The sequence below is a fragment of the Providencia sp. PROV080 genome (assembly GCF_033688105.1).
Classification (GTDB): Bacteria; Pseudomonadota; Gammaproteobacteria; order Enterobacterales; family Enterobacteriaceae; genus Providencia; species Providencia zhejiangensis.
The window spans coordinates 1677274-1691967 of the sequence record NZ_CP096346.1 but is presented as its reverse complement, the minus strand read 5'-3'; the positions used below and the strand labels follow the sequence as shown (position 1 = coordinate 1691967).

The following is a 14694-nucleotide window of genomic DNA, read 5'->3' as shown; positions in this document are numbered from 1 at the left end:
AGCTTCTCATTTTAAAATCAATACCCCATAGCCATAATGTGCAAAGGACCAGGAGCAATTCCTGATATGTATACGGTTACACTTTTTGCATTCCAACTTTTTACATAAATAGCGTAATTACCAGGATTATTTGTTGATGAATTTACTGAAACAACAACGTTTATACATTTATTGGGAAATGGAATAGGAAAATTAACTACGTTATCAGACCAATCTTTAAATGTAGTATGCACGTTTTGAAGCATCATTCCCGTATCACCACATTTCCACCAACCATTATCTGTTTTATTTGCTGTGTTTTTACCACCTGATGCACTGATTCTACTATCAACTTCAGCCTTGGTATACGCCCCAACATCCCCTGCATTCAATGAGATATCAGCACTCAACGCTTTATTATTCACTTTACGGGTATTTGGCACGCGCCCATTTGCGTTATTGTTTGCGTTTGTAGCATTCGTGTTAGCCGCATTTGCTGTGACTTGCGCATCTGTACCCATTTTTTTAGCGTCTGCTATCTTAGTGTCAGATTCCGCTTTCGTGTAAGCACCGACATCGCTCGCTGTAATTGTGATATCTGCACTGAGTGGCTTATTGTTCACTTTGCGCGTATTTGGCACACGGTTATTTGCATTGCTGTTCGCTGCGTCAAATTTTGAGTTTACTGTGCTATTTGTCGCATAATCCCCTGACGGCTGATAACTGCCTTTTGGCTGATATCGCCCATCCCCTTCCGCTTTGGTGTAACTGTCACCTTTAAGCGCATAATTCCCCGCAGGGGCATAATTGCCTTTGGGTTGATAACTAGTGTCAGATTCTGCTTTTGAATAACTGTAGCCTGCCGCTTGATAACTGCCCTTTGGTTGATATTTGCCATCGGATTCGCTTTTCGTGTAACTGCTTCCTTTTAAGGCATAATCCCCCGAGGGCTGATAACTGCCTTTTGGCTGGTATCGTGTATCCCCTTCTGCTTTCGTGTAGCTTTCGCCTTTGACGGCATAGTTACCCGCTGGGGCGTAGTTTCCTTTCGGTTGGAAATGCGTATCTGACTCTGCCTTCGAATAGCTGTAGCCGGCGGTTTGATAGTTGCCTAATGGTTGGAACCGCTTGTCCGATTCGGTTTTGTTATAAACCTGAATATCTCCCGCCGTTAAATCCGCTTTCAGCTCTTGCCATGCAGCCCCTGCGGCAGGTTCAACATTGTTATTCTCAATCTTGGATTGCCATGTTTTATTTTTATGATAAACAACACTACGAATTGGGTAGGGCTTCCCCTCCACTGCCCATAGGGGAATGCCATAACTTTGCAATTCACCAATCGCTCCCGTGATATCGTGAAACAACGCATTCATTTTTTCACGTTCAATATCCTTAGCAGCGGGGTCAGTTTGTTGGTCACGCTCATAGTCATAGCTGTAACCTTGAGTGTAAGAAACTGAACCATCCCCCTGCACTGCATCAGGAATAGCATTACGATCCCCTTGTGTTGCAAAGGGGATTTTAAATATTTTTGTCATGGGTTTTAGGCTCCGAAATTACTGCTTAGAAAGTTTTTACGATGTTGGCCGTGGCCGAAAGCTTTCTTCGTCACGATACGATATTTGACACCAACTCCCGATGGGCGTGGCATGAGATCAAAGTTTTCAAGAAGTACTCGTAAATGTTCGTCAGGATTGAAATTAAACACGTAATACAGATAGGTCATATCCAGCGGATCAAGCACAAACACTTTGCTATCTGCTTGCCAAAAGAATCGTTTAAGAAATTCGTTAATATTGGTCACCGTTGGGCTTTGCGTAAGGTTAAAATAGCGCATACGCACAATGAGGCGTTTTTGGTCGACGGTCAGTGATAAGGTGTAATCGGCATTACGCCGAAAGTTAGCGTTAAAATTGGCTTTCTTTTTGCCAAAACCAAAGCCAATTTTGGTTTTATCACTGGGCGGAACATCAATCCCCAATGGCACATCAAGAATACGCGCCCAGATGTTAAGCCCGAACTCATTTGCTGTATCGATATTAAACACATCACGGTACCAATCACGCCAAAACTGTATCGTGGATTGATCAAAGTAGTCCGCTTTGTATTTGGCTAACGCCTTGAGATTCTCAGCATCCTCATATTGCCAAAGAATGGCTTTTAATAAATCAGAATGAAAATCGAAGGATTGGATTTTTATCATGTGATCACCACTTGTACTGCACTACGTTTGAGCCTTGCCACCTCATTCATTTTGATTTCGTAGTTATTGGATGACCAAGTTTTACCATCGTTCGAAAGTGCAACACCTGTAATAAATAATCGAGGTTCTACAGCATTAATCCCTGCCGAAATTTCAAATGGAGAAACATCTCGCCCAACCACTAACCCCCCCTCACCATCGATATCACCATTTGCCCACGCCTCAACCGCGGCGGGGATAATTGTTTGTGCATCCACCGTCGCTTTTTTTACCATTACTCGGCAAAACAGCACAATTTCTTTGGCTCTATCGAATTTAACTGGGTAAGTTTGACCGCTGATAGCTTCCAATACTTCAACTTTTTCACTACCGTTAAAAGCGGCACCCAGTGTCTTTGTGCGTAACAATGAACGGGCAATCGCCTCTTTATCGCCCCCTTCAACACACACATAAATGCTATGAGGAACTAAAGTGATACCGTCAAAAACCATCGGTTGGTCAGTGTAATTTTCTCGATACGCCAACGAACGCACACCTTCTAATGCGTAAAGTGCGGAAGTGATCGCCTCCCCCACACTGACGGTGTTTTTCGCTAACGTCTGCTTACGTCGTCGCCTTGATTGTAGATCGGTTTCCGCATTACGCCCCAATACTGCGGTACTCGGGTTATGAACGGTTTCCCAGCCTAATACCGAACTGGCCACTTTATTGAGTTGCCCCACTCCGCATTCAATTGCCCCTGTTTCAATGGACCGCATATCCCCCGTCACGGAACCATCTTGACCGATAATTAAAGTCTTAGTGGTTTCGAATAAATCACCATTGAGCGAGGCAGCTTGTGAACCTTTCGGGATAATGGTGTCGGCAATACCGGTGAATTGCACCTGAGATAAAAAAGAATGTGTCGCATCAAAACGCTGTCCACCCATTAACGCCCATATTGCATCAAGGAAAATACCGCCGGCTAAATCAGGGTTAATTTGGTTAGCCAGTTCGGCATTATTTCGCACAATTGCATCCCGATTTTCAACTTCCATGGTGATCAGTGCGCCCTGTGGTGTTTCTGGCGAAACATCCAGATCCTGGCCAAACACACTTTTAAATTCGCTTTCAACATCATCGCGTAAGGTGCTGGTATCAGGAATAATAACGCCTTGCGATGTAATGAATTGATAATCAGCCATTGAGTGTTATCTCCCCATAAATCGTTTGGATCACAGCGGTATATTTCAGTGTGTTATCCGCCAATGAAGCCGAAAAAGACAGGACCGATATCACATCATTGAGTTCACGCATACGATCCCGAAACGCGGATTCAAAGAGCGGAATATCAGCCTGGCGTCCAAATGTCGTTTTCCAATAAGGAATTCCCCTATCCAGCTTATGCAGCATTTCACCGCGTATCGCTTTGACATAGTGTTCACAGCGATTTTTCAATGATCGTTCACCATTGGCGATAGCTAAATTGCCGCTATTTCCCAAATGAATATCATTGTTTTTATTCACATCAAAGGTCATCATATGGGCGCTCCTGTATTGCTATTACCACTTTGAATGCCGCTATGTTTATGCGTTGAACCGATATCTTTACCATTATGTTTCAACGTGCCACCACTTGACTCACTATTACCATGGGTTTGCTGGTTACCATTAATCGTCACGTTGCCATTAAATGTCGTTTCAGGAACATTGACCTCAAGAATGGGAGAATCTAACACCACTTTTCCCTCATGCAGTGCTAAACACACCGAGCCATCCATAGATTGAATAACCAACGCATCCGTATTTTTACCATCAATCAGCCAACCTTTAAGCGTATCGGGGTAGAACATCGCATCGCTGAAGGTATGTAAGCGAGCCGTATTCGGTTCATCTTCCAACCCTCCTCGCTGAAAGATTAAGCTAATATCGCGGTCATTGGCTTTGAGCCAGCCAAAATCCCCCGCCTTAATCGGCATACGAATAAAAAAACCGCCGCCACCAAAGCGAAACACAGGGATATTAGGAACGGCTGCACGAGCAATCTTTTGTCCTTCAGTCGACACCATCATGACTAATGGTTTGATAACAGCGCGGTTAGTTTTATCGTCATAACTCACCACTGTGGCGGGAAGCATGTCATCAATATTCATCAATAGACTACGAAACGCAGCCATAAATTGCCCTGCCAAGCTGCCTTCGCTAGCAATATCATTATTAGGTTGGTTCATGGCTTACACTCGTTTGCAGGACGCTTGGTAAAAAAATGCGTCGTCGTGAGAGGCAATGTCGAACTTTAATTGCTCAATAATATAGTCACCGTTTAGCGCAGAATTAAACTTGCTTTCCAGGCGTAACATGCCACCTAATGACGATTCACCATCAATTAAATAAGTGACGTCAACACCTTTTTCAGTCGCTTTCGGAATACCCACCATGCCCGACTTTTGATTGAGAATACGTAAACGGCCGTTTAAAGCTTTGTCGCGGTCTTTCACATACAAGGTGTCATCATCAATAAATGCTTTCACATTACCGGCATCTTGCAATCGCTCCACTTGTTTGAGTGCCGACCCACAAAAATACCAGTTAGCAATATTTTTATCGGTCGCTTGAAAGTCCAATCTCACCCCACAATCCTGTGCAATATTTTTAGCTAACTCACTCATTTTGCTCATCGCGCTACCCGATGAAGAAACAATGTCACGTGCCGTTGCATTGTTAGTTTTGGCCTTTAATGTGAGTGTGACATCAGGTGGCGAGGCAATTTCGGCACTGACAATATCGCCTACATAAATCCGAAACACACCAGTACTGGCACGACCCGCCTCAACAATTAATCGATGTGGCTTCTTCGCTTTGGTATAAGGGCTAGTTTCGGTCAACAACATATTACGTGTTGCAGAATTGAGGCCATCGATATTGACGGTACATTCATTCTGTAAAGGGTTAGCGTACTTGGTGCCACTTGCACGAACACGTAGCCCCTCATACCATTGCAATCGACCATTGACTTCAATGCCTAATCGAATACGGCGTAAATCAATCATCCTCCCTCCACCACACCAGATATTGAGATTGATTAAATTGCTCCCACCAAGGTAATACATCATTATTCGTGATAAACGCAAAATTGCTCTTACTTGATAAATACCGGTAGGGGATCAAGGATTGGTTTGGCATCGCTCGCAAGCCTTGTAACAAAACCCTATCATTACACTTGATATCACAGCACATCACATCACGCGCTGCCTTCAGCGTAAATTCCCAATCATCGCCATCAAGTGTCACTCTGATCCGTTGATTGGGTATCGCACTTAATGGAATTTCTTGCATGCTCACTCCTCTGCATTAAATGAACCATCTACGACTTTGACGATAACAGACTTTTTCTTTTTTTTAGGGATTGTCGATGTTTGTACCTTGCCGCAATTAACGGTGCTCGACTGCGCTTTTTTAGCCACTTTTCTGGGCGGCAGAGCCCCGTATTCAGGCTCTATATTGCGCCACTCTGTAAACCGCAATGAGAGTTTGATCGCGTCTGTCATGTCAGGACTTTCATCGTGATCAAAACTCACTAACAAGAGTGGTTGATACGTTTTGACTCGCGTTTGTATGCCAACCAATTGATGTTGATCATAGGCTTGTTGCATCATTTCAAAGGCATTTTTCAATTCACCGACTAAAATCAAACTCATGCTAATTTCAACTGGCTGTACCACAACGTGATCGCTACGCGTTTCCCCAGACTCAACAGTAAACTGCGTGGCTTTGTGTTCATCGCGTACATTAATTTGGATGGGGCTAGCCGTCTCAAATAGCACCGTGAAGTCATCAATGTTGAAAATTTTAATTTCTGTGATCATTTACTCAGCCCTGTATTGTTTTGCTGCCCTAAATCTTGTAAGTGGGGAGTTAATGCCTCTTTCATGACGGCTGCGAGACCTTGAGCATCTGTCGCTTGGGTTTCCACTTTAATCTCACCAATAGACACGTTAGTTTCATTAGTCATGTTAGATTGATTACTGATCGCCTGACTGGTCATCGAATTCATCGTATTCGCTGACATGCCGTTAATGTGCTGACTCAGACCTGTGACTAGAAAAGCCGTATCATCCTCGGAAAGTTTAGGGGTCTCCGGTATTTGAGATTCAATCGTGCCATTCACTGACACTTTGCGCTCAACGGTCTGCGTTATTTCGGCATCATCATCAAAACCAAACCAACCTTTAACCGTCTTCCAGCCATTTTTGATCGCATCCAACCCGTCATTAATCCAGCCTAAATACTGTTTAATTTGGTTCCAAAGCCATTTGAAAATACCCACAACGGTATCAGAAACCGTATTAAAGATACCTTCAAACCCTTTCCCCCAATTGATAACGTCTTGAATACTTGCCACCAGCCAACCGATGAACTCATCCATGGCATCATTCATGAGGTTATACGCATCAATAACAATGTCAGCCACAAATTTGGCGGCAACTTTGAGGTATTCAAAAAGCGCTTTAAACGCTTCCCATAACGCCATAATGACGATTTTTAAGGCGGGATATTTATCTAGCAAGCGACCAATCATCGAATCGTTGCCATCAATAAAGTTCATGATATCGTCATAAACTAATGCGAACGCTGTTGCCAATAAGGCAATAACGGCAATTAACGCTAAAATAGGCCATGTAAACGCCAAAGTCGTTGCTGCTGCCGATAACATCGCAGGCAAATAAAAAGCTGTAATAGCAGCGCCCATCGCAATAAAAAAACCCACGATGAATGTTTGATTTTCTTTGCAGAAGCTGACAAACCGATTAATCCACTCTACCCCTTTGGCTAAAATCGGGATCACCATTTCGAGTAAGCTATTTTTCAGCATATCTGACGATTGCTGAAAGCCTCGCATCGCTTTGTTAAACCTAATAGATTGCTCAATACTATCTTTGTTGATACCGGAGTATTCTTTTTGAGCCTCCATCATGTGCTCAAGCTCTTTACGCCCTTTCATCATGAGTTCAACGGTTTTATCGTCCGTGACACCCAAGGCAGAGAGCGTCGCTTTCGCTTTATCAAACTTCATGCCCTGCACTTTATCCGCGGTTTGTAACACCTTTTCCATGGAGTTTTTAGCAAATCCAAACGATTTTGCCATCGCAGATAAATCGGCTTGAGCTGCATCACGCGAGCCACCAAGTTCGGCCATTGAACCAGCGAAAGCATCCACATCGACTGCCGCTACATTGATTTTTTTGCCTAGATTATCGAGAGATTCTATTTCAGCCGAACGTGTGATAGAGGCTTCCACTAAGGCTTTCGCCCCCGCCAGTAACTTCTCCGCAGCAAATGCCTTTTTAACAAAAGACATGACCGTATTACCCAACCGCTGATATTTGCTTTGCGTGCTATCAATGTTTTGTTGCACATTTCTTTGAGCATTAATTTCGCTGTTAGCCGCTTCGATTCCCTTCACCTTCATCGTATCCACAAGGTGAATCAACTCCGTGTAATTACCTTGCAATGCTTGAATAATCGCGTTTGAGAGCCGTTTAGCTGTAATGCCTTGATGCTCGGCATTAGCCAGGTCTGTGACACCTTGATTCAGCAGAGTCAACTCTTGTTGCAATGCCTGGTAATGAGCCTCTACGTCACTGAGAACAATACTCGTTGATCGCATACCTTCATCAGAGATTGCTCTTTGTGTATCGAGGTTAGCCATCGAATTCGTAACCGTATCTAACCGTGTTTTGATAGCATCAGTTTGTGCAATGGCTTCGCTCGCATTAACTACAAAACCAATAGCATGCTCAACGGATAAGCCCTGTACCGATTCGTGCAAATGCGCCATCACACGTTCAACTTCTGTGGCACCATCGGCTGTGGTTAGCGGAATTTTTTGCAGCTCATGAATAAACTCACTGACTGCGTTTTTTACTTGTTCTAATGCCGTTTTTTGGTCACCCACGGATAAGGTACCAAGGTCATTTTTAAGTTGGGCGATTTCAGTCTGTAGCGATTGCCCCCAACGCCCTAATGCCTCCCCAGCGGATGACCACGCGGTTTCTGTATTTTGACGCAGCGCATCAAGGGCGCTTAATGATGACCCCACCGCATCCAACCGAACCATAATTTGACTTATTTCAGCGCTGACGTCATTGGCATTGGTTGTGAAATGGATTTTATGGTCGGTTGATAGGCTTTGTAGTGATCGCCAAAGTTCAGCCATGACACTCCCAATGGTCAGTGAACTTTGCTCCGCTGCCTGTTGAGTTTGTTTCATGGCATCAATAATGTCATCGGTCGAACGTTGCACTTTTTTAAATGCCTCATTCGCTTGCCTTGTATCAAACTCAAAGACCTGCACAAAGGTATCCATTAATGACATTAGCGATCCTTTGAAGCCGCAAGGGCTTCGTTATAACGGTTAGTAATGGCAATTTCCCATAGGTCCATTGCTTCTTCTAAATCTATTGAGGTTTTGAGCTCTGTGAAGGTGGCGAGGCGTTCACTGACGATGACGGCAAAGAACCCATCAGCGTTTTTATAATCGACGGGAGTGAACCGCTTACCTTGCTGAGCAGGAAGTGGAGGAAACCTTGACTCCCGTCGTTCCCGAAAAAACTGGTGTTATATTTCAGCATTTCCAACTCTAAGCGGATCAGGGATTCGCCGTCAGTCACATGATTATCAATGAGCGTTTGTGTTTTAAGCGGTATTTCTTCACCGTCGATAACCACACATACGTATGCCATCATCTTCAGCATGGCTTCTTTGCTGACCTCGTAATTACCAATTTTAGGTGCATTGGATAACGGGTACTTGGCTAAGATTTCGCGCCCAACCGTAGCGGGTAGTCGACTAATTACAAATGATTTTTCAATACCATCAACATCTTTGATAGCAACTTCTTTAGGCTTAATTAGCATAGTGAACACCAATAAAAAAGGCGGGATCCCCCGCCATAATTTGAAATAAATTAACGTACTCGCGTGCTATCGAAATCCTGAAACACAAAGGTATAGGCCTTGGATTTCAAACGCCCTGCGGAAGCCGCTGAGTTACCACGGCTCCCATTGGTAATTTTGCCATTACGCGCCGTGACCGTTGAACCATCACCATAAGACGCCACAAAGGTAATGATATCCCCAGCATGTCGACGCCCTTTTTTAGCGGTATTAGCCTCGAGCAAAATAGACAGATTCTGATCTTCTTCACTACCTGCTACGACGTTAATTGTGACGGTTTGTGGTGTCGGAGTGGACCAACTCACCAAGTTACCGTTAATATCCATGCCCGTTTGTGCGATATCGACCGCGGGTAAATCCAGCGGATCCGCATCGTCAGCAAAGGCGGTAATTAAAATCCCTGTGGGAAATGTTTTGTTGGCTTGAATAATAAAACTCAAACCGGTTGCAGATACATCATGCATGTTCTACTCCTAGACTAAATTATGAGAACCTTCGACTTTGCGAACCCAATCGCCTTTGCCATAAATCAATACGTATTTCATGACATACTCAGGCAGACCACTTTTTCCTGTATTTTCAACAATCTGTGCGTTATACCAATAGCCTTTATCTTGTACGTCATACCATGCGAGGTCATCACCGGATGCGTCCGCAATGGCGAGTTTTTGCGCATCTGTCAATGTTTTCCCGGCTAAAATCGTGCCATTATTAATCGCCTTTGTGACCGCACCAGCAATCACCATTAACGCTCGTGCTTCACCGTCTTTATTCGCTGGAACACCGCGTGTTGCCAACAGCAAGCTAAACCACTGCTGAGCAATATAGGCTTTTAACCACTGTTCATTGGCGTGCACACTCATATCTAATGGGTTTGATGCTCCACCGCATAAGAAGCCTCGCTGATAAAAACGAATTTGTGAGCCTGCTATCGCGGTTTCACCGTAATAATTCACACGCAACTTATCGAATCGATCAGCCGCTTTATCCGTGGTCACTTGTGCTGGGAATGTCACTCCGAGTTGGCGAAACATATAGTTTGTCGTGGCGTTAGTCCGGTCATAATCGGTCGCCGCCATCACCGCCATAGGTAACGATTGAATAAAGTGAACGTTGTCCGTTTTTAGGTTCAAGCCCACAGACGCAGTGTCCATTAAAGCCGCGCTGAAATCTTCAACCTGCTTTTCACTAACGTTAATGTGTAACTGGTATTTGACGTTCTCACCCGATACATACTGCGCTAATGGCACTGCTTGCTCTAACGTCAGTTCAGCTAAAAAGGTGGCACTCCCAAATGAGTCCGACACTTGCTCTGCCACAATAAAGGCTTCCAGCAGTGTTTGTGCAGGGTTACCTTCAGATGCGCTACCTGAAGACAACCCCATGGCATCAGCCAGCACGGAATAATCAACGTGGATAGAAGCACTCTCTTGCACTCCTCCACTGAGTTCAAAAGCACTCTCTAATGCATTAAACGTCAAGTAACTGCTGGAAAATTGCGGTTCCTTTTCTGCATTGAGTTTCGTTTGAATGATGGACGCAATATCCGCATAAGATTTTGCTTCTGATAAATCAATGTCTTTATAGTTTTTGGTCACAGTACCGATAGTGACAGAGAGAGTGCCATCGGCAATCGCGCTTAAGTCCGCTAACGCTGCCGCTTTAACACCAAACAGTGTAGGCATCCGCCCTACTGGTTCATAAGACGCAATTTGTAATTCTTTAGGCTTACTCACGGGAGCAGGACTGACATAGCTAAAATATTGTCGAGCAAAATGCGCTTCTGGAGAATCAACACCCAGAAATTCATCGACTTGACCATTTGCAAATTCAAGCACTTTACCCGCTGGAATTTTAGGATTGGTAGAAAATAAACGAGCAGTTAGTTTACGCATCGGAACAGAAGACGCGCCAACAACCGCCGATGCGATATCAACGTATCGAGTTTGTTTAATTGGCATAGTAAAAACCTTATATGCGATGGATATCAGGATAAAGTGCACTAATGGCAGCTGTATCAGGGAAAAGAGAACGTTTAAAGGTCACATTAAAATCAAATGAAGGATTTTGTTCGTAATCACCATGTTCGTTCACAGAGTAAGGTTGGCGAACTGACGTTGCTCGCTGCACGCCAATACCTTGCTTTCTCAGCGTGGTGGCAAAAGGTAGCGAATTGACAATCATTCTGACAATAGCCGCAATATCAGTGGACGTATAATGTTCTATTTGATTCACAAACACTTGAACTTGATACGTTTTTTCAGATAACTGATGTTCTTGGTGACCCGCTTTATTACCTTGAACGTGATAGGTTCTACTTTGCCAACCGTGACCGTGTTCATTTATGGGAAAAAAGACCACCATATTATCTTCACGGTCTTGCTTGATAGACGGAAAACCCGCTTTAACGGGGATCTCGATGCCGACTTCTTTCAGCTGCATCAAGATTTGTTTTTGAATAGCTATTTCAACATCATAATCTTTCATAAATTTCTGTCTCTATACAAAACATTGATTTACAACCATTTCATTTTCAATTCGTATCACCCGCACATCATGTTTCGACCGTTAACAACTGAAAACCGGGTGATAAGCCACGCTGTATGGCTTGAATATCGTGTATACCCAAAAGCCCTCATTTGAGGGCGTAAAAAAGATGGCGTTAATCAAACAGTTGTCAGGCGGTTGGGCCAAATAGGTCAGCGTCTGTGTTCGTCGTATCGACTGAATTCCCTTTGATTTGAGATGATTAACCTAGCAACTGATATTTGACGGGAAGCACATGTCGAATCGCCACACTCATTGTATTGAGCTATCTCCCACCGCTTAGCCCGATGAATTTAGGTGAGAAAACAAAATTTGGGATAATTGGCGTTTATCTGCTGGTATCTCACTTCACTGGGTACTACAAGGTTACATCCCACTCACCGAATGACATGGGTAAAACCTTGCATATTGGTTATTGGATACACTGCATTTTTATGTAATCTTGCAAACCTAAGATGATTTGAGTTGACTCCGCAATTCGCTCTCTGAGTAACCAATAATTTCGGATAGCGGCGTCATCAGGTCGGGCGGTGGTTGCATCATCCAAGCCGGAGGCGGTAGTACCTTCGGATTTTTTACAACTGGCTTTGATGTACACCCGCTCAGGATGACGCTCAGCAGCAATACGCAACTGGTCAATTTCAATCTGTGCATTGGCTAATTCCTGAGTATGCTTAATATCCAGCTTATGAAGGGATTGGACGCGCTCTTGGAAATCTTCATTGATTTTGATTTGCTCTGTAAGTTCAGCCAGCAACCTAGCATTTTGGGTGTTTAATTCATCTATCCTTTCATGCTGCTTCCACATCCCCCATACGGCCACCCACGCGGCAATAAATAGCAATGCTCTCGCTGTATTCATGACAATTACCGTCTAGAAAATTAAAAGTTAACTTGTCGCCCTTTGTAATGTTCGAATGCCTTCAAGCAACGTTTTTCTAAACTGGTTTTGTCAATAGCGCACGTGTTGTCAGTAAGCAGGTATACGCCCGAAACAATGAACACCATGAAATAAATAACAAAACCAGCAATAACCACTACAGCTTTCCATGACATATAGCGGCCTCCGCTTCTCGGCGACTAACCAACCCACGCCACACTTTGCCACCCGCGTAAACCCATCTTTTTAACTCTTCACAAGCGCCATATTGATCACCTGCATTAAGCTTTTTAAGCATGGTTGATTTAGCGAATGCGCCGGTACCCACATTGAAAGCAAATGAATATAGTGCCGCTTTTGTGTGTTCGTTGATGGGAACTTTGATTAGCCGGTCGACCTGCTGTTTGGTTCTCATGAAATCCCGTTCTAACAGCTCGTTGCACTCTTCTTTTGAATAAACTTTATTAGGAACAATGTCTTTCCCTGTATGCCCATAGCAGACCGTTAATACCCCGCCGACATCTTCATAAGGCTCATATCTAACCCCTTCAAAATGCGCAATCACGGTTAAAGCGATAGCCGATGCCCCTGCACCTACAAGCACAGTTAATTTTTGTTTGAGTGACATTAGATATCCTTAGGCGCTTTTGCCATAAGTTCAGCCGCTATTCGTGCTGTCGCAGAGGGATTTTGTGGATCGGTTTTATGTACCAGTTCTTCAAATAAACGCGTTCGTTTTCGCTGCTCTCGTCGATTCATAAAGAAGGTGGCGAGTCCAAGAATGATGCTAAACGCCATCCCGATAATAAAGCCCCACTCATACAGCGATAAGCTTGCAAAGAATGCTGTAAGCCCAGCACTGCCGTAGGCTGCGTTGCTGTATTTATCCATACGCATAATCCCACCCCCTACGGAGTGCCCGAAATTAAAAGTTTTTGGGGATTTCTGTTTTTTCGCCCTCATTTGAGGGGATAAAAGAAGAAGTGATTATTTGAAGCATGATTTAGCTCATGCGGGCTGTTCCGTGCTACCAGAACTTTTTCAGCGTGTTATAGGTATTGTGAAGGCAGTCTTTCGTCAGTTTGAGTTTGCGCCATGCCTTATCAAGCATCAGTCACCTGCGGCTAATTTTCCCCACAATGAGAACCCTACTCGCTTTAATGCCGCTATGTGCAAGATAGAAGCTAGCAAATAGAGTTTTCATTGCCTAGAAAGCAAAAAAGCCACCGAGGTGACTTTTAAATAATTTCGTGAAAAACAGGTCTATTTAACATTATAGCCCTTACACGCCCCACGATTTTTGAACTCAATTAAAATGTCACCTCAAACAGCTAAAAATCACTATCTTCTAGGCTATTTTTACTGTTTATCGCGAACAACATTTTATTAACAAATCGTCACTGTTACTGTTCAACTAAAAACCGGAGCGTAAGGTTTATTTTTGATAGTTTTTTTGCGGTCCCCAAAAAGAAAAGGCCCTCAAACTGAGGGCCTTTGCCATGGGTAGAACACCATTTTTATCAGATTAACACACATTTTGCGGTCGCACTAATTTCAGCGTATCGATTGAGTGTTTTTTATACAGAATATCTATATCTAATTGAATATTAAGTGCTTCTAAGAAACCCAAAACAAAACTTTCAGCAATTTGCATCTGCCTTCGCACCTCATCTTCTCGGATTTTGAACTTACGCCCAACGGCACGTTTAGATTTGCCCTTGATGTAATATTCTTCAAGATAAGCGCGCTCACGTTCCATACCGACGGTTGAAAGTTTAGCGACACATAAGTCAATGACTAAACCGTCCTCATCACTACACGACAGCCTATTACCACTAGATCTCGGTGAATAATCGCTAAAGCCTGCCGCCACTGTTGACCAACCTAACGCAGCATAATGATTACCAGCAGACCAGCCGCCCCAATGTGTCAAAATTTTCTGTATATCTCTGTTCATAGTTTCCGACCTGTGTTTTTCTGTACCAATTGCCCCAATTTCAGGCATCGATAACGACAAAAAGCATTTGGTTAACTGAAGCAAGTAAAAATAACTCATTGAGCAACTAGACAACCCATGACAACCTAGACAACCTATTTCTATTAATACTTTTTTAGCGCCGATATACTTATATGTGTATCGTTTTTTAAAC

Annotated in this window: 18 protein-coding genes; all 18 read right to left on the bottom strand. The window is 43.7% G+C overall.

Translation table 11 applies throughout. The features are described from left to right. Nucleotides 1-17 precede the first annotated feature (17 nt). The 18 genes from M1F03_RS07355 to M1F03_RS07270 all read right to left on the bottom strand — a co-directional run bounded on the left by M1F03_RS07355 (nt 18) and on the right by M1F03_RS07270 (nt 14501). Entirely contained in the window at nt 18-1517 is a 1500-nt protein-coding gene (locus M1F03_RS07355) for a phage tail protein (RefSeq protein WP_272578165.1), read from the bottom strand. Nucleotides 1518-1522: 5 nt separating this feature from the next. After that, nucleotides 1523-2182 (bottom strand): DUF2612 domain-containing protein, encoded by a 660-nt coding sequence (locus tag M1F03_RS07350; RefSeq protein WP_154621869.1) that lies wholly within the window; start codon nt 2180-2182, stop codon nt 1523-1525. Continuing rightward, nucleotides 2179-3366, bottom strand: coding sequence for a baseplate J/gp47 family protein (locus tag M1F03_RS07345; protein ID WP_251463912.1), 1188 nt, complete (start codon nt 3364-3366; stop codon nt 2179-2181). Before M1F03_RS07345 ends, M1F03_RS07350 begins: the two co-directional genes overlap by 4 nt. Beyond that, nucleotides 3359-3703 (bottom strand): hypothetical protein, encoded by a 345-nt coding sequence (locus M1F03_RS07340; protein ID WP_154621871.1) that lies wholly within the window; start codon nt 3701-3703, stop codon nt 3359-3361. The genes M1F03_RS07345 and M1F03_RS07340 overlap by 8 nt, the downstream gene beginning before the upstream one ends. Next, a complete protein-coding gene (locus M1F03_RS07335; protein WP_154621872.1) occupies nt 3700-4392 on the bottom strand; it encodes a Gp138 family membrane-puncturing spike protein in 693 nt (230 codons plus the stop codon). Before M1F03_RS07335 ends, M1F03_RS07340 begins: the two co-directional genes overlap by 4 nt. Before the next feature lie 3 nt (nt 4393-4395). Continuing rightward, nucleotides 4396-5211 (bottom strand): baseplate hub protein, encoded by an 816-nt coding sequence (locus M1F03_RS07330; RefSeq protein ID WP_196713276.1) that lies wholly within the window; start codon nt 5209-5211, stop codon nt 4396-4398. Next, on the bottom strand, nt 5204-5497 hold the full coding sequence (locus M1F03_RS07325; protein ID WP_154621874.1) for a phage baseplate plug protein: 294 nt from the start codon (nt 5495-5497) through the stop codon (nt 5204-5206). The genes M1F03_RS07330 and M1F03_RS07325 overlap by 8 nt, the downstream gene beginning before the upstream one ends. Before the next feature lie 2 nt (nt 5498-5499). Then, nucleotides 5500-6027: a phage baseplate protein gene (locus tag M1F03_RS07320; protein ID WP_247047228.1), complete on the bottom strand. Its 528-nt coding sequence runs from the start codon at nt 6025-6027 to the stop codon at nt 5500-5502. After that, nucleotides 6024-8537: a hypothetical protein gene (locus tag M1F03_RS07315; RefSeq protein ID WP_251463910.1), complete on the bottom strand. Its 2514-nt coding sequence runs from the start codon at nt 8535-8537 to the stop codon at nt 6024-6026. The genes M1F03_RS07320 and M1F03_RS07315 overlap by 4 nt, the downstream gene beginning before the upstream one ends. An 82-nt stretch (nt 8538-8619) precedes the next feature. Further along, nucleotides 8620-9078 (bottom strand): hypothetical protein, encoded by a 459-nt coding sequence (locus M1F03_RS07310; RefSeq protein WP_154621876.1) that lies wholly within the window; start codon nt 9076-9078, stop codon nt 8620-8622. A gap of 50 nt (nt 9079-9128) precedes the next feature. After that, entirely contained in the window at nt 9129-9581 is a 453-nt protein-coding gene (locus M1F03_RS07305; RefSeq protein ID WP_154621877.1) for a phage tail fiber protein, read from the bottom strand. 9 nt (nt 9582-9590) lie between these two features. After that, nucleotides 9591-11078, bottom strand: coding sequence for a DUF3383 domain-containing protein (locus M1F03_RS07300; RefSeq protein WP_318840112.1), 1488 nt, complete (start codon nt 11076-11078; stop codon nt 9591-9593). A gap of 10 nt (nt 11079-11088) precedes the next feature. Next, entirely contained in the window at nt 11089-11604 is a 516-nt protein-coding gene (locus tag M1F03_RS07295; protein WP_251463908.1) for a phage gateway protein, read from the bottom strand. A gap of 472 nt (nt 11605-12076) precedes the next feature. After that, nucleotides 12077-12526 (bottom strand): lysis protein, encoded by a 450-nt coding sequence (locus M1F03_RS07290; protein ID WP_251463906.1) that lies wholly within the window; start codon nt 12524-12526, stop codon nt 12077-12079. 20 nt (nt 12527-12546) lie between these two features. Then, a complete protein-coding gene (locus M1F03_RS07285) occupies nt 12547-12720 on the bottom strand; it encodes a hypothetical protein (RefSeq protein ID WP_167520916.1) in 174 nt (57 codons plus the stop codon). Further along, nucleotides 12702-13172, bottom strand: coding sequence for a lysozyme (locus M1F03_RS07280; RefSeq protein ID WP_251463904.1), 471 nt, complete (start codon nt 13170-13172; stop codon nt 12702-12704). The genes M1F03_RS07285 and M1F03_RS07280 overlap by 19 nt, the downstream gene beginning before the upstream one ends. After that, nucleotides 13172-13441 (bottom strand): HP1 family phage holin, encoded by a 270-nt coding sequence (locus tag M1F03_RS07275; protein WP_154621882.1) that lies wholly within the window; start codon nt 13439-13441, stop codon nt 13172-13174. The genes M1F03_RS07280 and M1F03_RS07275 overlap by 1 nt, the downstream gene beginning before the upstream one ends. Nucleotides 13442-14069: 628 nt before the next feature. Then, nucleotides 14070-14501 carry an antiterminator Q family protein gene (locus M1F03_RS07270; RefSeq protein WP_163861014.1) on the bottom strand — a complete coding sequence of 144 codons (432 nt, stop codon included), beginning with the start codon at nt 14499-14501 and terminating at the stop codon, nt 14070-14072. Between the last annotated feature and the right edge of the window lie 193 nt (nt 14502-14694).